General features: G+C 61.4%; 16 protein-coding genes. 3 read left to right on the plus strand and 13 right to left on the minus strand.

The window, feature by feature from the left end; translation table 11 throughout:
• Positions 1–250: 250 nt before the first annotated feature.
• A complete protein-coding gene (locus PGW49_RS06135) occupies positions 251–3286 on the plus strand; it encodes an insulinase family protein (protein ID WP_270225933.1) in 3036 nt (1011 codons plus the stop codon).
• Between the two features lie 134 nt (positions 3287–3420).
• Entirely contained in the window at positions 3421–4017 is a 597-nt protein-coding gene (locus tag PGW49_RS06140) for a 5-formyltetrahydrofolate cyclo-ligase (RefSeq protein WP_270225934.1), read from the plus strand.
• A 42-nt stretch (positions 4018–4059) separates the two neighbouring features.
• Here PGW49_RS06140 and metA read toward each other — a convergent pair whose 3' ends face one another.
• On the minus strand, positions 4060–4986 hold the full coding sequence (metA, locus tag PGW49_RS06145) for a homoserine O-acetyltransferase MetA (RefSeq protein ID WP_006235124.1): 927 nt from the start codon (positions 4984–4986) through the stop codon (positions 4060–4062).
• A 210-nt stretch (positions 4987–5196) separates the two neighbouring features.
• Here metA and PGW49_RS06150 point away from each other — a divergent pair, with 210 nt between their 5' ends.
• Positions 5197–6174: an L-lactate dehydrogenase gene (locus PGW49_RS06150; protein ID WP_270225935.1), complete on the plus strand. Its 978-nt coding sequence runs from the start codon at positions 5197–5199 to the stop codon at positions 6172–6174.
• 131 nt (positions 6175–6305) lie between these two features.
• On the opposite strand, the gene PGW49_RS06155 is transcribed toward PGW49_RS06150, so the two are convergent.
• The 12 genes from PGW49_RS06155 to PGW49_RS06210 form a co-directional block, all read right to left on the minus strand.
• Positions 6306–7274, minus strand: a complete 969-nt coding sequence (locus PGW49_RS06155) for an SIS domain-containing protein (RefSeq protein WP_270225936.1) — start codon at positions 7272–7274, stop codon at positions 6306–6308.
• Positions 7275–7418: 144 nt separating this feature from the next.
• A complete protein-coding gene (locus tag PGW49_RS06160; protein ID WP_035136787.1) occupies positions 7419–8174 on the minus strand; it encodes a GntR family transcriptional regulator in 756 nt (251 codons plus the stop codon).
• A gap of 2 nt (positions 8175–8176) precedes the next feature.
• A complete protein-coding gene (locus PGW49_RS06165; RefSeq protein WP_270225937.1) occupies positions 8177–10156 on the minus strand; it encodes a RecQ family ATP-dependent DNA helicase in 1980 nt (659 codons plus the stop codon).
• A 319-nt stretch (positions 10157–10475) separates the two neighbouring features.
• Positions 10476–11195 (minus strand): GntR family transcriptional regulator, encoded by a 720-nt coding sequence (locus PGW49_RS06170; protein WP_270225938.1) that lies wholly within the window; start codon positions 11193–11195, stop codon positions 10476–10478.
• Between the two features lie 220 nt (positions 11196–11415).
• Positions 11416–12423: a YitT family protein gene (locus PGW49_RS06175; protein ID WP_270225940.1), complete on the minus strand. Its 1008-nt coding sequence runs from the start codon at positions 12421–12423 to the stop codon at positions 11416–11418.
• Between the two features lie 354 nt (positions 12424–12777).
• The gene (locus tag PGW49_RS06180; RefSeq protein ID WP_195361572.1) at positions 12778–13407 is read right to left on the minus strand and encodes an HAD family hydrolase; all 630 of its coding nucleotides are present in this window, start codon (positions 13405–13407) and stop codon (positions 12778–12780) included.
• A 160-nt stretch (positions 13408–13567) separates the two neighbouring features.
• A complete protein-coding gene (locus PGW49_RS06185; protein WP_226790479.1) occupies positions 13568–14551 on the minus strand; it encodes an SIS domain-containing protein in 984 nt (327 codons plus the stop codon).
• 196 nt (positions 14552–14747) lie between these two features.
• Positions 14748–15581 carry a PTS system mannose/fructose/sorbose family transporter subunit IID gene (locus tag PGW49_RS06190; RefSeq protein ID WP_195568890.1) on the minus strand — a complete coding sequence of 278 codons (834 nt, stop codon included), beginning with the start codon at positions 15579–15581 and terminating at the stop codon, positions 14748–14750.
• Positions 15582–15594: 13 nt separating this feature from the next.
• Positions 15595–16389 carry a PTS mannose/fructose/sorbose/N-acetylgalactosamine transporter subunit IIC gene (locus PGW49_RS06195; protein WP_195534670.1) on the minus strand — a complete coding sequence of 265 codons (795 nt, stop codon included), beginning with the start codon at positions 16387–16389 and terminating at the stop codon, positions 15595–15597.
• A gap of 36 nt (positions 16390–16425) precedes the next feature.
• Positions 16426–17349 (minus strand): PTS mannose/fructose/sorbose transporter subunit IIAB, encoded by a 924-nt coding sequence (locus PGW49_RS06200; RefSeq protein ID WP_270225941.1) that lies wholly within the window; start codon positions 17347–17349, stop codon positions 16426–16428.
• 182 nt (positions 17350–17531) lie between these two features.
• The gene (locus tag PGW49_RS06205) at positions 17532–18614 is read right to left on the minus strand and encodes a DMT family transporter (RefSeq protein WP_195361569.1); all 1083 of its coding nucleotides are present in this window, start codon (positions 18612–18614) and stop codon (positions 17532–17534) included.
• 397 nt (positions 18615–19011) lie between these two features.
• Positions 19012–20004 carry an SIS domain-containing protein gene (locus tag PGW49_RS06210; RefSeq protein WP_006235139.1) on the minus strand — a complete coding sequence of 331 codons (993 nt, stop codon included), beginning with the start codon at positions 20002–20004 and terminating at the stop codon, positions 19012–19014.
• Positions 20005–20076 lie beyond the last annotated feature (72 nt).

Raw genomic sequence — 20076 nt, forward strand, 5'->3', positions numbered from 1 at the left:
GAACCTCCAGTCCGGACCGCCCCGCGGTCCAACTTTCTGTCCGCACCCCCCTTTGAGGCTGATTCCGTCCGAAAATCCACTCTCATTCGATAGGCGTCCAAGTTTCCACGCTCGCGCGGCGGTCACGCGGGGCCTTTGCCCAATCCGCCAGCATCGTCTTCAGTTCGCCGCAGAGCCGCGGCCCCATATGGGTATACTCTCGAGGATTCGACTCGATTCGCCCCCGCTGGGGCGTCAAAGGAGACTGCATATGCCCACCACCTCAACCGACCCGCGCGCTGCTGCTGCCGCGCTGCTGGTACCCGGCACTACCTGCCACGGCTTTGCCGTCGAGCGTTGCGAGACCGTGCCCGAGCTCGACTCGGACGCCTACGTGCTGCGCCACACCGCCTCGGGCGCTCGCCTGCTGTACCTGGCGTGCGACGACGAAAACAAGGCCTTTGCCATTGGCTTTAAGACGCCGCCGGCCGATTCCACCGGCGTGTTCCATATTCTTGAGCACTCGGTGCTGTGCGGATCGGCTAAGTTCCCCGTCAAGGAGCCGTTTGTCGACCTGATCAAGAGCTCCATGCAGACGTTCCTCAACGCCATGACCTACCCCGACAAAACCATCTACCCCGTTGCCACCACCAACGAGCAGGATCTGTACAACCTGATGGACGTGTACCTGGACGCGGTGTTTAACCCGGCTATCTATACCAAGCCCACCATTTTTGAACAGGAGGGCTGGCACTACGAGCTGGACCTGCCGGAGGGCGACGGCGACGGCAGCGCCGCGAGCCTGCACGAGGGCACGCTGCGTTATAACGGCGTGGTGTTCAACGAGATGAAGGGCGCGCTGTCCGATCCCATGAGCGTGCTGGACGATGCCGTCAACGCCGCGCTCTATCCCGACACCGCCTATGCGCACGAGAGCGGCGGCGACCCGCGCGCGATTCCCGCGCTCACCTACGAGCAGTTCCTGGACACGCACGCGCGACACTACAATCCCTCCAACTCCTACATCACGCTCTACGGCGACCTGGACGTGGACCGCGCACTGGCCTTTTTGGACGAGCGCTATCTGTCGCAGCCGAGTGCCGCGAGCCGCCGCATGGACGCTGCCGTTGCCGCCGGCGAGGACCCGTCCACGCTGGCGCCCAATCCGTTGGACGCGCAGGCGCCCGTGACCTGCGAGTACAAGCGCATCGAGATGGCCACCACACCCGAGAACGCCCTGGTGGGCCTGGGCCTTGTGCTGGGCAGCGCGCTCGACCGCAAGCGCACGATCGCGGCGGATATCCTGTTCGAGGCGCTGCTGGGCTCCAACGAAGCGCCGGTTAAGAAGGCCATTCTGGCCGCCGGCCTGGGCGGCAACGTGGTGAGCTACACCGCGGCCGAGAGCCTGCAGCCCTACGAGCTCATCATGCTGCAAAACGCACAGCCCGGTGTGGCGCGCGAGTTGCGTCGCGTGTTCCAGGACGCCTGCCGCGACCTGTGCGAGCACGGAGTTCCGCGCGAGCGTCTGGAAGCCATCATCAGCAGCAACGAGTACGACCTGCGCCAGCGTGACTATGGCATCGCCGACGGCGTGGCCATTGCGTGCGACGCGCTGAGCACCTGGCTCTACGATGACGACGCCGCGACGCTGGCGCTCAAGTACGGCCCGGTGTACGAGGAGCTGCGTAGCGAGCTGGACGGCAGCTATTTTGAGGACCTGCTGCGCGAGCTGGTGCTGGAAAACGACCACATGGCACTGGTCGAGCTGGTGCCGGTGGACGCCGCCGAGGGTTCGGAGGGTGCCGAGGCCGCCGAGCTGGCAGCCAAGCGCGATGCCATGACCGATGCCGAGCTGGCCGACGTGGTCGAGCGCACGGCCGCGCTGCGTGCCGCGCAGGAGGCGGAAGACACACCCGAGGCCAAGGCCACGCTGCCGCGCCTGCGCGTGTCCGACATTGGCGAGGCGCGCCCCGAGCCGCCACTGATCGTGGACACGACCGTGCCCATCCCCTGCCTGCGCCACGGCATCCCCACCAACCGTCTGGCCTACGCCATGCAGTATTTCGACCTGAACTGCGTCGCGTTTGAGGACCTGCCCTATGTGACACTGCTCTGCCGCCTGCTTAAGCAGCTGCCCACGCGCGAGCACTCGGCCGAGGAACTCGACAACTTGCTCGCTGGCAAGCTCGGCTTTTTGAGCTTTACGACCGAGGTCATGACGCAGCCCGAAGTGGACGGCGTGCGCCCCTACCTGCTGGTGAGCGCCGGCGCCCTGTCCGAGAAGGTCGATGCGCTGGCGAGTCTGCCGCGCGAGGTATGGTCGAGCACGCTTTTGGCAGATGCCGACGCCGACCGCGTGCGCGACGTGCTCACACAGATTCGCATTGGGCTTGAGCAGGGCTTTATCAACAACGGCCACTCGGCGGCGCTCGGTCGCGCGATGAGCTACAGCTCGCCTTCGGCCGTGGTGCGCGAGCAGCTTTCGGGCGTGGACTTCTATCTGTTCCTGCGCGACCTGCTCGACCACTTTGACGAGCGCGTGAACGGGTTGCGTACCAAGCTTGCCGAGCTGGCAGGCCGCATCTTTGTGGCCGATGGCTGCCTGGCGAGCTTTACCGGCAGCGACGAGGACTTTGACGCGTACTGGAATGCCGCGGGCGACCTGGAGCTGGGCGCTGGCGACGGCGCCGATGCCGGCCGCGACGCGCTCGTGGTGCCGACGCCGTGCGACCGCCACGAGGCCTTTGTCATCCCCAGCGACATCTGTTTTGCGGCAAGCGCGTGCGACCCGCGTCGCTTGGGCATCGACGTGACGGGCGCCTGGGCGGTTGCCGCCAACGCGCTCTCCTACGACTATCTGTGGAACGAGATCCGCGTTAAGGGCGGCGCGTACGGCTGCGGATTCCGCGCGGCCGGCGAGCGTCAGGCGGCGTTCTACACCTACCGCGACCCGGCAATCGACCCCTCGATTGAGCGCGTGGCGCGCGCGGGCGAATGGCTCGGCAGCTTTGATCCCGACGAGGCCGCCTTTGAGGGCTTTATCGTGAGCTGTGTGAGCGGCATGGACGCGCCGGTGAAGCCGTACGCGCTCACCAAGCGCCGCAACACGACCTACCTGGCCGGGCTCGATCCGCATGCACGCGAGGAGCGTCGCGCCCAGATGCTCGCCGCCACGCCCGGTGAGCTGCGCTCGCTCGGCGCCGACGTGACGCGCATCGCAGCCGAGTCGCCCACCTGCGTCTTTGGCGGCCGAGACGTCATCGCCAAGAGCAACGCCGGCTTTAACGTAGTCGACCTGCTGGGCTAAGGCACGGCAATCAAAACCACCACAAAGGAGACAGCACCTTCGTGGTGGTTTTGCCGTCTTTATCGCGTTTGCCCAGATAAAGCCTGCCAAAATAAACCTGTCCCTTTTTGGTAGGTTTGGGAGAGAGGGCCGGGATGGACAAGGCTGAGTTGCGACGGGCGGTGATTGCTCGGCGCGATGCTCTTGATTTGGATGTGCGGGCGGCAAAGTCTGCCGTTATCTGTGCGCGGCTGGTTGAGCTGTCGGATCGCTTGGATGCCGCGGTGTCGCGCACCGTTGCCGTCTATGCCGCGGTGGGTTCCGAGGCAGACCCTGCCGCGTTTGCCGCTGCGACCGCCGCGCGCGGCTGGCGCGTGGCCTATCCGTGCATGCTCTCGGCAACAGACACCGTGGCTTGTGGCCAGCGCATGTGTATGCGGGCAGTTGCCGCCGACGATGCGTCCGCGGCTCCGTTTATCGCCCACCCTACGCGGGCCTTTGCGGCCACGGACATCGACAGCAACCACTTCCCTATCGTGCCTGCCGAAGCTCTCGACATGATCGTCGTGCCGCTCGTGGCCTTCGACCAAACCGGCGCGCGCCTGGGCTACGGCGGCGGTTGCTACGACCGCTACCTGCCCATGCTCTCGCCCGCATGCCAAATCATCGGCATCGCCTTTGACGAGCAGCGTGTCGACCGCGTTCCCACCGACGCTCACGACCTGCCGCTACCCCACATCATCAGCGCTTAATCGCCGCCATATCAGCCACGGCTACAGCAGTACCATCGCAGCCTAGTGCTCCTCGCCGGCGCGGGCCAGGTCGTAGGGCGTGGTCTGGTAGACGTAGTAGTTGAGCCAGTTGGTGTAGAACAGCTGAGCCTGGCTGCGCCAGACGTTACGCGGCTCGGCGGTGGGGTCGTCCCCCGGGAAGTAATGCGCCGGCACCTGAGGATTGAGGCCGCGCTTCACGTCGCGCTCGTACTCCAGGCGCAACGTGTCGGTATCGTACTCGGGGTGGCCAAATACAAAGAAGCGGCGGCTGTCGGTCGACTTGACAATGTACAGGCCCACCTCGTCAGACACGGCCACGACCTCAAGCTGCGGCTCGGCCTCCACGTCCTCGCGGCGCACATCGGTGTTGCGCGAATGCACGGCATAGAAACGGTCGTCGAAGCCGCGGACCAGCGGGCTTTGCGGCTTCACCAGATAATGCTCGAACACACCGCTCGCCTTTGCCGGCAGGTCGTACTTCTGGATACCGTAATGATGGTACAGGCCAGCCTGCGCGCCCCAACAAATGTGCAGCGTAGAGTGCACGTGCGTGGTGGACCAATCCATGATCTGGCAGAGCTCGGGCCAGTAGTCGACCTCCTCGAACGGCATCTGCTCCACCGGCGCGCCCGTGATGATCAGGCCGTCGTAGTGGATGTCGCGGATGTCGTCGAACGTGCGGTAGAACGTCTCCAGGTGGCCGGCGCTCACGTGCGTGGCCTCGTGCGTCTTGGTGCGCAGCAGGTCCACTTCCACCTGCAGCGGCGTGTTGGAGAGTTTGCGCATGATCTGCGTCTCGGTGGCGATCTTGGTGGGCATGAGGTTGAGGATGAGCACGCGCAGCGGACGGATGTCCTGGTGCAGCGCGCGGTACTCGGTCATGACAAAGATGTTCTCGCTCTCGAGCTGCGCGGCGGCAGGGAGGGCGTCGGGGATGCGAATGGGCATGGATGCTCCTTACGAGTCAGTTGCAGCTATGGTACAACGAGCGGCCCCATCCGCGCGAGCACATCGCCCAGCGATGCCGTCAGCGGCCCAAATCACTCCAAAAGTAGAGATTAAGGCATGCCCAAAAATCTATGGCGCTTTAGCCTAGCAAAGTGGCAGCAGGACGCTACAATGGTTCGACGCGAAAAACTCGGCCGAAAGGATACATATATGTACCAGACGCGTAAGATCGGTGTGGTCGGCCAGGGCCACGTAGGAGCACATGTTGCCAACAGTCTGCTCATGCAGGGCATTGCCGATGAGCTGTACCTGTGCGATATCAACGAGGCCAAGGTGACGTCCGAGGTCCAGGACCTGCGCGACTCCCTTTCGTTTGTCCCGTACAACACCAAGATCGTCAACTGCTACGACCACTACGAGGAGCTGGCCTGCTGCGACGTCATCGTCAACGCCGCCGGCAAGGTTGCGCTGGCCGCCGGCAACCGCGACGGTGAGCTATTCTTTACCACCGACGCCGCCCGCACCTTTGCCAAGCGCATCGTCGACGCCGGCTTTGACGGCATCTTTGTAAGCATCTCCAACCCCTGCGACGTCGTGTGTACCGAGCTGTGGCACCTGACCGGCTACGATCCCAAGAAGATTATCGGCTCGGGCTGTGGCCTGGACTCCGCCCGCCTGCGCACCGAGATCTCCAAGAAGGTCGGCGTGAGTCCCAAGTCCATCGACGCCTACATGATCGGCGAGCACGGCTTTAGCCAGCTGGCCGCCTTTAAGGCCGCAACCATCGCCGGCAAGAGCCTTAACGAGCTTCAGGCCGAGAACCCCGACAAGTACGCCTTCGACCACATGGAGGTCGAGGAGCTCGCACGCAAGGGCGGCTATGTGACCTACCAGGGCAAGCAGTGCACCGAGTACGCCGTCGCCAACTCCGCCGCGCGCGTCTGCGCCGCCGTGCTGCATAACGAGCACGCCGTGCTTTCCGCCTCCACGCTCATGACCGGCCAGTATGGCGAGGAGGGCATCTTCACCTCCCTGCCGTGCGTGATCGGTGCCGAGGGCGTCGAGGAGGTCTACACGCTGGACCTGTCCGAGCACGAGCTCGAGGGCTTCCACAAGAGCTGCCAGCACATCCGCGACAACATCGTCCAGCTCGACTGGTGGGACGCCGAGGCCTACGACGCAAAGTAGGCCGCTGGCTACCGCAACCTTGCGAATCTATGCGCGATACTAAGCGGGCCGCGCCGGAAATCCCCGGCGCGGCCCGCTTTTTGACTCATGTGGCCCGCTTGCGAATCGAAGGTGAATGCTTTTCCCGTTACCTAGTACTGCTCGATGCCCATGTAGCGACGAACCTCGGGGCTGTGGTCGAACACCTTGCCGCGGGCGGCACGCAGCTCGCAGCTCATCGCGTAGAAGAAGATCGGCTCCAGGTACGAACGCACGCTGGCAGGCACTTCACCCACGCCGTACTCGAGCGCATCGAGCACCATGACTGTATCGGTGTGCGTGTTGAGGAACGCAAGAGCGCGCTCCTCCATGGGGCGGCACTCGCCCGATCCGAGCTGCACAAAGTAGAACACGCCGGGCTCGGTGGCTTCGAACGGGCCATGGAAGTACTCGCCGGAGTGGATGTAGCAACAGTGCTGCCACTGCATCTCCATGAGCGAGCAAATCGCCATGGCATAGGTCTGGCTAAAGTTGGGGCCGGAGCCCAGGATATAGAAGAACTTGTGCTGCTGGCAGAGCTCGGCAAAGCGGGCGCCCGGCTCGGCGTTGACCTTCTCACGGGCGGCGGGCAGCAGCGCATCCATCTGCTTGAGGCCCTCATACATGTCGGCGAGTGCCTCGTAGCCTTCCTGCTGGTCGAGCAACTCGGCGGCGATCAGAGCGCCGATGCCCTGCGGCACCTCGGCCTGCGACACGCCCTCACCCCACGGATAGACCCAGGTGGTCCACTTGCCGTTATCGATCTTGGAACCCTCGCAGTCGGTGAGGGCAACGACTTCGGCACCGGCGGCCAGCGCCATCTCGCAGCCGTCGACAACCTCTTGTGTGTTGCCGCTGTGGCTGCAGGCAATAACGAGCGACTTCTCGCCAAGGCTCTTGGGAGCCATCAGGCAAAACTCGCGCGCCGTGTAGACCGTCGAGGTAAACGTGGTGGCCTCGCGCTTGAGCAGTTCGTTGGCCGGCATCAGGTCGATCATCGAACCGCCGCAGGCGATCCAAAAGACATTCTCGATCTTGCCCTTGCGCTCGATAATTTCCTGAATCAGATCATGTGCGTTCATGCTGATGCCCCTCCTTGTGTGGCGGCTTTTGGCGACGGCTGCTCGTACCTGCTGTCGTTCTATGTTGTTCTATATATACCACGCATGCAGCCACGGTGGAAGCCATTGCGGTAAATTTGTTCCATGTTGTTCTATTCGTGGACGTTAGATGTCGAAGACGTAGCGCGAGCCCACGATCTTTTGGCGGCCGAGCAGTAGAGGGCGCCCGCCGGCGTCGGTAAAGTAGGCCTCCATATAGAAGAGAGGCTCGCCGACCGGCACCTCCAGCAGCGGGGCCGTCTGAGTATCGGCAAGCGCAATCTCCACGGTGCAGGGGTCGGACTTGAGCGGCGCGCGACCCGAATGCTCGGCAACGAGCGCAAAGATTGAGTTATCGGTGAGGTCCTCGTCGGCCAGCGTCTGCAGGTAGGGATGGTCGGCAAGCACAAAGGCGTTGTTCTCGAGCATGACGGGGATGCCGTCGGCCGTGCGCACGCGCTCGACCACGATAAGCTCGCAGCCGGGCTCCACGCCAAAGAACGCCGCATCCTCGTGCGTCGCCGCGACCACCGTGCGCGACACCAGACGCGCACCCGGCACCATGTCGTTGGCAGCACAACCCTCAGTAAAGCTCTGGACGTCACCCTTCTGGCGAATCTTGCGCTTGAGCTTGGGGGCGCACACAAACGTGCCCCTCCCCTGCTGGCGGTTGAGATACCCCGCGCGCGACAGCTCCTCGATGGCACGGCGCACGGTGATGCGCCCCACGCCGTAGGACTTCGCGAGCTCCATCTCGGCAGGGATGCGCGAGCCGGCGGGGTACACGCCGCGCGCGATCTCGCCCTTTAGGTCGTCCATGACCTGCTGGTACAGCGGCACGGCGGGCACGTCAGTGCGGTCGGTTTTATCGTCGAATGCCATCGTTACACTCCATCCCGCGCATGCTCGGACTCAAATTCTTCAATCGCCGCCATAAACTGCTCGCCAAAGGCGTCGGCTTTTTTCTCGCCAATGCCGTTGACCTGGATCAGCTCCTCGCGCGTCTGCGGACGCAGGCGGCACAGGCCGCGCAGGGCCTTGTCGGAAAAGACCATATACGGCGCCATCTCCAGCTCGGTCGAGATCTCCTTGCGGAGGGCACGCAGGCGCTCGAACAGCTCGGCATCGTCGCCCACGCGCGGGCGCTGATCCAGCTCGGCCTCCTCGCGCAGCAGATCGACGGCGCGGCGGGCACGGGCCGAGGCCTTGCGCTTGGACGCGCGACGCTTAACAGTAAAGGCGAACGCCTCGTCCTCGACCTCGCCGGCACGCGGACCCAGTCCCACGACCGGGTACTGCCCCTGCGAGGTGGCCAAATAACCGCGACCGCACAGCTGCCCGATGATGTCCTTGATGCGCCCGACCGATTCGCTCGACAGCTCACCATAGCCGCGGTCCTCGTCCAGATGCATCTGGCGAATGCGCTCGGTGTTGCCTCCGTGGAGCACATCGGCGATCAGCGACTTGCCAAAGCGCATGGGACGCGTGGCCACATAGCGCACAGCGGCGCGGGCCATATCGGTAACGTCCTCGACCTCGAACTGCGTGAGGCAGTTGCTACAGTTGCCGCAGCCCTCGGCGTCGTCTGTGGTGCCGCCCGCAGCAGCCGCAACCGCATGCTCGGCCGCGGCTTCGTCGCCAAAGTAGCGCAGCATGTATTCGCGCAGGCAGCCGGTGGTATTGCAGTAGCCCTCCATCTGGCTGAGCAGGCGATAACGGTTCTGGAGCGCCCACGCGCGCTGCTCATCGTCAAGCGCCTCGTCGGCCGCATCGCCGCGGTCGATCAAAAAGCGCCGCATGCGGAAATCGTTACCGTTCCACAGCAGATGGCAGCTGGCCGGATCGCCATCTCGGCCGGCGCGGCCCGCCTCTTGGTAGTAGGCCTCGATGCTCTCGGGCACGTTGTTGTGAATCACGTAACGCACGTTGGGCTTGTCGATGCCCATGCCAAAGGCGTTGGTGGCAACCATCACCTGGATGTCGTCGTCGATAAAGGCACGCTGGCTCTGGCGGCGGGCGTCGTTGCCCATGCCGGCATGGTAACGGCCCACGCGAATGCCGCTGGGTCCCAGCGCCTCGGCAAGCTCGCCCGCCAGCGCATCGACCGTCTTGCGAGTCGAGCAATACACGATGCCGCTCTCGCTCGAATGCGCAATCACGTAGTCGCGCACCCAGGCAGTCTTGGCCTTGTCGCCCATCTCCTCGCAACCAAAGTAGAGGTTCTTGCGATCGAAGCCCGTCACCACCGTCGCAGGATTTTGCAGGCCGAGCATCTGCTGAATGTCCGCACGCACGCGCTCGGTCGCCGTAGCGGTAAAGGCCGCCACGATAGGGCGCTGCGGCAGGGAATCGATGAACTCGCGAATCTGCAGGTAGGCGGGGCGGAAATCCTGACCCCATTGGCTTACGCAGTGGGCCTCGTCAATGGCCACGAGCGGCACGCCAATGCCACCGTCCGCCGCGGCCTCCTGCGCAAAGGCTAAAAAGCGTGGCTCGAGCAGGCGCTCGGGCGCCACGTACATAAGCTGGTAGCGACCCTCGCGCGCCCGTTTGAGCACGGTGTTTTGCTGGGCCGGGGTAAGGCTGGAGTTGAGATAGCTGGGTCGCGCACCCGCCGCGAGCAACGCACGGGTCTGGTCCTCCATCAGCGACAGCAGCGGGCTCACCACAAAGGTGATGCCGGGCAGCATGAGCGCGGGCACCTGGTAGCAAATGGACTTGCCGGCGCCTGTGGGCATAACACCCAGCGCATCGCGGCCTGCAAGAATCGCATCCACCATGCGGTCCTGCCCCGGGCGAAACGAGGTGTAGCCAAAATAGGCGCCGAGCGTGTCAAGCGCCATCTGCTGCATGCTATCGGTCATGGTTTCCTAACGTCCAAGTCATCTGCCGCCGATTATACGCCGCCACGCGGACCGGTGCCGCACGGCCGTCGGCCACGGGCAACGCAATCCAAAAGGAACGAGCGTGGGATTTTTGGACACTTTCCCAACGGCTAATCTCTTGACAAGCGCGCAAACGTCGCTGGTTGAGCATAAGTCAGAAAACGCCCCTAAGCGAGCAAGGTGACGTGAAAGAGGAGGGAAGCGTACTTCGGTACGCGACCGACGATTGAACGTCAGATTGCCGCTTAGGGGCGTTTGCAGCGTCGAGCCGTTACGCGGTTTGGTAAAACCGCGTAACTTACATGACCATAACGTAGCGCGATCCCACGTAGTACTGCTTACCCATCAAAACCGGCTCGTCATCGGGACCGGTAAAGCCGGCACGCAGGTTGAGCAGCGGATCGTGCGGAGCAATGCCCAGCTCGGCCGCCTGCTCGGCGTTAGCTCGAACGGCCTCGACCGTACGGTAGCCAACCGAGACAATCGGCGTTCCGCCAACACGCTCGACCTCGGCAAAAATCGACTTGTCCTCAAGATCGGCCGTCAACAGCTCACGGTAGGCGTCAAACGGCACAAAGATGTTCTCCTCAAAGATGGGCTCGCCGTCGGCCGTACGCACGCGCTTGATATGCAGCAGCAGCGCATCCTTCTGCAGGCCAAAGAACTCCATCTCGTTTTGGCGCGCCGGCACAATCTGGCGATCGACCACATGTGCACCGGCCTTCATGCCGTTGTTGGCACACAGCGCGGTAAACGTCTGCAGCGTCGAGGCGTGAAACTGGCGGTTGATGTGCGGCGTGGAGACAAAGGTGCCACGGCCCTGCTGCTTAACCAGGTAGCCATCGGAGCACAGCTCCTCGACGGCGCGGCGCACCGTAATGCGGCTCACGTCGTACTGCTCGGCTAGCTCAAGCTCGGACGGAATACGCTCCTTGGGTGCATAAACACCTTTCTCGATCGCATCCTTGATTTCGTCGTAAATCTGCTGGTAAAGCGGTGCATTTTTGGGCGCAGGCATATCTAATCACTCTTATCGAAATATCGAAATAACTAATACGTATATAACGTCTAGTTTCATATTACCTCATAATGATAAAACGATACACCCTCCCTACCAAAAAGCGACAGCTTCATTTTGGTAGGTTTTATCTGGGCAAACGAGAGCCTCTCGAAAGCAACGGGGCTTTCGGGGGGGCTCGTTCGGATGGGTTGCGCAGGACCGGCAAAATGCCAATACCCTACTTGCCGTCGTCCTGCTGCAGACTGTCCTGTTCGCTGAGGCGCGCCTGCCTGCTGGCCATGCGTGCGGGCTTGTCGGGATCGGGAACGGCCGTGGGCATGGGCTCGTCGACATGACCACCCCACCAGCCGCCCACAAAGTTGAGCGTGTGGAACACATTGATCACGGCGCCGGGATCAACGTCGCACACCAGCTTGATAATGTCCTGACTCTCGTAGGTCGAGACAACGGTGTTCAGCAGGTACATCTTTTCGCGGCTATATCCGCCGACGACCTCGGCGCAGCTAATGCCGTGCTGAAAATGGTTTACGTAGGCAGTCATGACCTCGTCTGCCTTACGCGTCGTGATCTGCAGCGTCACGCGATCGTAGCGACGATAGAAACTGTCGATGGTCTTGGTCGAAATAAACTGGAACACGATGGAATACGCCGCCTTGTCCCAGCCAAACATAAAGCCAAAGATCGCCAGGATAAAACAGTTAAAACCAAAGATGACGCCCCATATGGTCTTGCCCGTGTGGTTGGAGACCCACAGCGCGATAAAGTCGGTGCCGCCGGTGGATGCGCCGGACTTTAGCGCGATGGCAGCACCCAGACCCGAGACCACGCCGCCAAAAATGATGAGCATGATCTTGTCGCCCAAAAACGGGGAAAAGTGAAAGATGTTGAGGAACAGCGACGAGAGCACGACCTGCATCATCGAGAAGATGACGAAGCGCTTGCTAATGCCGCTCCAGCATAGGAGCGCCACAGGGATGTTGAGCGCGAGCATACCGAGCGAGATGTCGATGTGAACGCCGCCCAGCGAGGTAACGCGATCGAGCAGGACCGCGACGCCGGTAAGACCGCTCGGAAGCAGGTCGGCGGGCTGAATGAACGCCTGGATCAGGAATGTCTGGAGAACGGCGGAAATCGTGACCGCCACGGCAGTAATGGCGCGGCGGACGATGGTAAGGCGGCCGAGCACGAGCACGCGGTCCGTGAGCTGATCGATGGCGTTCGCCACGCGGGCTCCTTTCGAAGGCAAATCTGGTTGTGAGGCATGTCGGCGATTGTAGCACGGAGCATGCGGGGGCGCTTCAATTCACCCTCCCTCGACAACCAAAGCGGGACCAGCAACCCCACGACCAAAGGCCCAAATAACAAGTGAGTAGACTTTACGCGACCTGCAGAGCACACCCAAAACCGCCACCCCTGTGACCTGCGGTTTTACTAGAGCAGATGCGCTTTGTGCTCGTCTTGCACCAAAAAGTCTACTCACTTAGTCCGAATCGAAGCCAAACGGATCCAAATAGATGACAAATTAAGCCAATCCGCAGCAAAAGACGCGTGAATCAGTGCTTCTCGCGGCGGATTGACGCTACAAAGCGGCCAAAATGTCGGTCAGATTATCGATAACGGCATCGGCTCGCGATTGATCGAGGTTGACACCCTCGTGCGGACGCAGCGCCAGGACGCGGGCGCCGGAGCGCTTACCAGCCTCGATGCCCAAAGGCGAATCCTCGATAACCAGGCACTCGGCAGGCTCCACCCCCAGTGCCTCCATGGCACGCAGGTAGATCTCGGGGTCGGGCTTAAACGCACTGCACTCGTGACCGCTGATGGTGTAGTCCAGCACGTCGGGGATACCGGCAATCTCCACCAGCTCGTCGATCAACTCGCGATAGGACGAGCTCGCGATGGCACACTTCACGCCGCGCTCGTGCAGTGCGCGCATCACCGGCTCCGTCTGCTCGTTGAGCAGCTCGGCATACGGAACGGGATGGTCCGGGCTATAGACCTGCTTGTACTCCACGCGCAGACGCTCGCGCAGCTCAACATCGTCGGGCACCAGCGCCTCCCAAATGGCCGGCTCGTTAGACCCCGAAAGATCGGGGATCTCGTCAAAGTGGAACCCCTTCTCCTCCATAAACGCCACGCGACGACGGTTGTAGAACCACTCGGTATCGACCAGCACGCCGTCCATGTCAAACAGCACTGCTTTGATCATACGCATCTCCTCCCACCTGCCAAAAAGGGACAGGTTTATTTTGGTGGGTTTTATCTGGGGTTTTGTGGCGCGACGGATACGCCCTCCCCAGAGCAAAAAAGGGGACGGGGCGCAAACCCCATCCCCTCTCAATCAACCCGTAAGGTCTACTTACTTGTGATTAGTAGGAAAGCTTCCACATGTAGCGACGCATGGTCAGCGGGTGCTGACGGGCCTCGGCGATCTGGTTGCCGTACTCGCGCATAACGGCGAGGTGCAGCAGCGGGTTGAAGTAGGTGATGACGCTCGCGGGCACGGCGTCAGCCAGGCCGTAGTCCTTGGAGTCGATCAGAGCGACCTTGGCGCCCATGCGCTCAAGGAAGGTGAGGGCGCGGGCGTCCATCGGACGGGTGGCGCCATCGGACATGAAGAAGACGTAGGGCTTACCCTCGGTGGAAACCTCGAACGGGCCGTGGAAGTACTCGCCGGTGTTGTAGGCGGCGGCGTCGATCCACTGCATCTCGGTGAACAGGAAGGCGGCGTGAGAATAAGCCATCTTCTCGGAGGCACCGGAAGCCATGAAGTAGATCATCTTGTCGTCCTTGAAGTCCTCGGCGAACTTCTTGGCGAGCTTCTTGCAGTGCTGAGCGGCGTTCTCGCAGAGATCGAAGATGTTGGTGAGGCCGGTGATCATGTCCTCGTAGTGGTCATAACCCTCGGTCTGCTGAAGGATCTCGAGAGCAAGAGCGATGGCGTAGCCGGGCTTCTCGCACTTGGCAGCGTAGTTGGCGTGGAAGCCGTGGACGATGACGTGGTCGGCGTCGACGGTCAGAGCGGAGCCAGCCTTGTTGGTGAGGGAGACGACCGGGCAGTTGTGCTTCTTGGCGGTCTTGTTGGCCTCGACGGTCTCGGGCGTGGAGCCACCGAGGGAGCAGGTGATCACGAAGGTGTGCTCGTTGACCCAGGAGGGCGTGTCGTAGTTGAACTCGTTAGCAGTGAAGATCTGAACGTTCAGCTTGTCCGTGTTGTTGGCCAGGAAGTACTTGGCGGGGTACAGGTCGGACATGGAAGCGCCGCAGCCGACGAAGGCGACGCTGTGGATCTCGTGGTTGGACAGGACGTCAGCGACGATCTGCTTAGGGAGGTTAAGGTCGATCTCGTACATCTGACACATTCCTTTCGATTTTTGCGGCGCCACATTGCCGGGCGCACGCAGGGTTACCGTGATTTGGACCGAGTCGCCGGCCCGTTGAGGATGTGACAAAGGGACTGCCCTTTGTCACGTATAGGGATGGAAGCCTGCCTGGGGTATGGGATGCCAGGCAGGCCCCGGGGGAAAGCGGTTGGACGCTTGGTCGCGACTAGGCCAGGATGCCGGCCGCGGAGAGGGCGATGCCGCCCACGATGGCGATCACGAGAAGCCAACCGGTGTTGACGTTCTTCTTGATGAGCCAGTACATAAGGCCGGTGAGGCCAAGGGAGATCATCTGGGGCATCATGCCGTCCAGGATGTCCTGGATCACAACGGTGCCGTCAGCGAACTGCAGCGGGGTGGTGGCGCCGATCAGCGTGGCGATCATGCCGCCCACGGACATAAGACCCACGATGCCGCAGACATACATGAGCTTCTCCATGAGGTCGCCGCCCTGAAGCTTGCTCAGGTACTCGTGGCCGCCCTGATAGCCCATCTTGGCTGCGAACCAAGTGATCAGCACAGCGGGGACGATGGAGATGAGCATGGCCAGGATCGGGCCCATGATGGAGCCCTGCTGAGCCAGCTGAACGCCCAGACCAAAGGCGATAACGCGGATGGTGCCCTGGAAGAAGGAGTCACCGATGCCGGAAAGCGGACCCATGAGGGAGGTCTTGACCGCGTTGATCGAATCGGGATCGAAGTTCTCGGGATCCTTGGCGTACTCCTCCTCCATGGAGGCGGCGAGGCCCAGGATGAAAGCGCTCGTCTGCGGGGTGCAGTTGTAGAACGCCATGTGACGGTGGTAAGCCTCTTTCTTGGCCTCGAGCTGCTTGGGGTCAGACTCGTCGGGATAGAGGCGGTCGAGCGTGGGAACCATGCCGTAGAGGAAGCCCATGTTCATCTGACGCTCGTAGTTCCAAGAGGCCTGGATGGCCCAGGAGCGCCAGAAGAACTGGCTGACCTTCTTGTTCAGGGACACGTCCTTGGTTGCGGTTGCCATAGTGTGTTCCTCCTTAGTCTTCGTCGTCTTCGAGCGGATCGTAGTCGGAATCGACACCGGCGGCTGCATGGGAACCGTTGAACTTGAAGCCCATGAAGACGACAGCCAGGCACACACCGATCAGAGCGACCGCGATGACGGACAGGTTGAGGTAAGCGGCGAGCAGGAAACCGATGAACAGGAACGGAGTCATACCCTTCTTGATCATCATGGTGAGCAGCAGGGCCAAGCCGTAGGCGGTCATGATCTTGGTCGAAACGTTAAGACCAGTGGACAGCCACTCGGGAACCATGTTGACGATGGTCTGGACCAGGTCGGTGCCGACAAAGACGGCGAGGAAGATCGGCAGGAAGTACATGAGAGCGTACAGACCGGAGCCGGCGCAGATGTGCATACGGTAGGCGGTCTTGAACTTTCCGTTATCGATCGCGTTATCTGCCACATGGGTGAGGGCGGCGATGATGGAACGGAACACGATGCCGAGGAGCTGACCCAGGACGGCGACCGGGATGGCGATCGTCATGGCGGTCTCGGCGGAAGCATCGGTCAGGCACGCAAAGGCAGCGGCCACGATGCCGCCCAGGACCATATCGGGCGGAACGGCGGCGCCGACTTGCACCAGGCCCATGGACACGAGCTCGACGGCGGCACCGACGGCAAGGCCGGTGGGCACATCGCCCAGCAGCAGACCGACGAGCGTAGCGCCAACGAGGGGCTGCTCGAAGTTAAGACGACCGAGCAGGCGGGAGTCCCACATGCAGAACACGCCGACGAGGCCGACGAGCACCGCACTGATGAACGTATTCATACCCTTCTCCTTTCAGTCAGGCAAAAGCCTGGTTGATTACAGCTTGGCGTCGATGTCGACGCTCTGATACGTGGGGGTCTGCTGGACGTAGAGCTTGATGCCCATGTCGAGCAGCTGGTTGATATCGGCCTTCTGGGTGGCATCGAGGAAGACGGAGCTGTCCTTGCCGCCGACCTGATCGGCACCGTCGTGGTTGGCGGTGGCGCCCAGGTTGATGGCGTCGAGCTTGTAGCCCTGGCAGAACTGCAGCATCTCGGCAGTGTTGCCAAAGACGAACATAACGCGCTCGCCGAGGGTGTTGAGCTTGTCCATCTTGGCGAGGGCACGCTCGACGGTGAAGACGTTCAGGCGCACGGCCTGGGGCTTGGCCAGCTTAAGAGCACCCTTCTTGATGTCATCGTTGGCGGCAGCGTTGTCGACGACGATGATGCGCTCGGCCTGAACCTTGGTGGTCCAGGTAAAGACGACCTGGCCGTGCAGCAGACGGTAGTCAAGACGTGCGAGGACGATCTTGGCGGGACCGGAGCTGTGACGGGGCGCCTTAGCCTTCTTGGCGGGAGCCGCGGCAGCCTCGACCGGTGCGTTGGGGTTGGTCAGACCGGTGCGGGCCTCGTTGATGAGGGCCGCGAGCTCGGCGCCCTTGACGGGGACGGGGCTCATAGCGAGCGTCAGTGCCAGCGGAATGTTGAAACCGCTGACAACCGTGAACTTCGTGCCGTTCTTGGAAAGCTCGACCATGCTGTTGTTGACCGAGCTGCCGAGCATATCGGTCAGCACATAGACGGTGTCGTCCGCGTTGAACGTGGCGATCATGGCGTCCACCTTGTTGGTGATGGGCTCCTTGTCGTCGCGAGCAAGCGACACGACGTGGACGTTCGACACGTCGCCGAGAACCATCTCGAGCGTGTCTTTGGCGCCTGCGGCCAGGCCGCCATGAGATGCGAGAATGATCTGATTCATCTTGCCTCCTCCTTTTCATTATGGTCATTATAACGTCTTATACGTTGCTTATATTGCTAATTAGTATAAAGACCGTTCGCGGGTGAAAATCGACCGTTGACGGGTTTAACGTACTCGAAACGTTTGGCTAGGTAGGCCGGCGCTAGCTGGATAACCCCAGGTCAGACCCTGCGCGCAATCCCCTATCGCACGAAGTACCAGGGGCTTTCCTGTACGGTGGGTTCCAGCGCAATGCCGGTGCGTTCCTTAAACAGATCCATGTCCTGAGATTTTTCGGTCCACCACGCGTTGGGCTTAAAGGTCATGCTCTCAATGACATGACCGACAAACACACTGTTGCGCAGCTTGGAGAAGTCGGTGTTCATAATCAGGATGGACGCGAGCACCAGCACGATGCCCAGGACTTTAATCGCGCCGGCGGGCTCGGCGTAGACACCAATGCCCACCAGTACGGTGACGACCGTCTCGAATGACATTACGACGGGAACTTTCGACGTCTCGAGCCCCATGGACAGACCCTGCATATATAAGACATAGGCCACGGCTGTAGGGATGAGTCCAAAACCAAAGAACAGCAGCAGCAGCTGTGGCGACATTGCCGCGGCGACATCTGGCCACGGAGCCGCGATAGCCGCCATAACCGCACCGCCAAAAACAAGGCCCCAAAACGTGACAGCCAGCGGGTGGACCGTCTTGGTTGCTATCCGGCTAAACACCGCGAGCGACGCGCCACAAAAGCCCGCGATCACGCCCGACGTGACGCCCCAAACCGAAAAATGGAAACCGGAAAGGTCGCCATTGGTCACTGCAAGTACACAGCCACCGATATTAAAAGCGATGGCAACGAGCTTGTTGGGAGTCACATCCTCGCGATAAAGCACGCGGCCGAGCATGACGCCAAACACCGGCGAGGTGTAGAGCAGCACCGAGGCCGTGGACATGCCCACCTCGCCCATGCACTCGTAATAAAGCGTGTTAGCGGTGGCGAGGCCGATAATGCCAAGAAGCGCACAGGGAACAAGCTCTTTAGGACTTGCCTTGAACAGTGCCAGGGGACCCGATGCTTTTCCCTCACGATCGCCTCCCTGGCAACCCATGAACGCCAAGACCGGAGCCATTAAGACGGCACCCGACAACAGGCGAAAGGCCGCCATGCTCTGAGACGAAACGCCCATGGCCGAGATGCCGTTTACAAAGATTCCGATGCTGCCCCACATAAGCGCGGCGATCAGCACCAGCACATAGCCCAGATTGCTTTTCTTCAACGCAGCCTCCTCGGTATTGTTTCCAATATGTTTCATACTACGTTATAGTCGTTATATACATTTTTCAAGACACAAATCGGCGAGCGGAAAAATCTGCTCTACCGCTACAACCCATTGGTGCAAGGGGGTCAGGTTCATATGCGCCAACTTGGTGTAAAGTAACCTGTCCCCAATGACTAGGACTGTCCCCAAGTGTCGAACGTCTCCAAGTGCCGCATCTGGGCCAAGGCGACGCCGATGCTTTGGCAACGCCAGCGAAAACCCACCTGAGCGAGCAAGGTGCCTTGAAGCGAAGCGGCATTGACCTTCTGGTCATGCCGCTGAAGCTGAAAGGCAGATTGCCGCTCAGGTGGGTTTGCAGCGTCGAGCCGTTACGGCGTTTGGTAAAACGCCGTAACTAATAATCCAGCTTCCACATGTAGCGGCGCGTCATGTAGTCCTTGTGAGTAACGGCAGAGAGTGCACGCATATACACGTTGTTGAGGATCGGGGCAAAGATCAGGTGGTTGAAGTACTCGCTCACGCTGTCCTTGATGTCGTTGAGGCCGAGCTCCTTGGCGTCAAGCTGATAGACGCGCTCGCCACCGTACTGGTTGACGAAGCGGATGCCGCGCTCGTCGTTGCAGCGGCTGCGGCCGACGCTGATGAGCTGGAACAGCGAGGTACGCTTGTCCAGGATCTCGAAGGGACCGTGGAAGAAGTCGCAGGTGTTGATGGTGCAGGAGTCAATCTGCAGCATCTCCTGCACGTTGCAGATGCTAAAGACGTAGGCGGCACCAAAGAGCGGACCCTGAGCCATGACGTTGATGCAGGGCTTGTCGGCGTTCTGCTCGGCCCACTTGGCAGCAAGCGGACGGGTGTACTCGACGGCCTTGCGATAGATGGGGTCGACCAAGTCGAACGCGGCCATAGCGGTCTCGTACTCGGCATAGCCCTCGGTCTGCTGCGTAAGCTCCATGGCGATCATGGTCACGACGGCGGAGTTGGTGCGGCCCATGCAGGACTCGTCGACGGCCAAGCTGTCGTACTGGATCTTGTAGTCGCAGACCTCGGTGAGGCCGGACTCGTCAACATAGATGGCGATGGTGCTGGCGCCGTGGTCCTTGGCGACCTGGGCGGCGACGATGGTCTCCTTGGTGCCGCGCATGGACACGACGACGGCCAGGGTGTTCTCGTTGACGTAGGCCGGGGTTGCGTGCACGAATTCGTTGCTGGTGTAGCTGGAGCTCACGACCTGCGTGGCCTCGTGCTCCATAAAGTATTGAGCAGGGTAGTTGCCGCCATTGGATCCGCCGGCGCCAATCCACACGACGCGCTTGATACCGCCCTTGTCTGCCTTGTCAGCCAAAACCTGGGAGACGACATCCTTAACCTGTTCCTGAGTAGTCATCGTGCATCAGCCTTTCTTCTCGTTTGATGCTCTCGATGGCATACAAGTTACATACATGTTTTGGTTATGTCG

Origin of the sequence: Collinsella aerofaciens, from assembly GCF_027679495.1 — a bacterium.
GTDB classification, from domain to species: domain Bacteria; phylum Actinomycetota; class Coriobacteriia; order Coriobacteriales; family Coriobacteriaceae; genus Collinsella; species Collinsella aerofaciens_AK.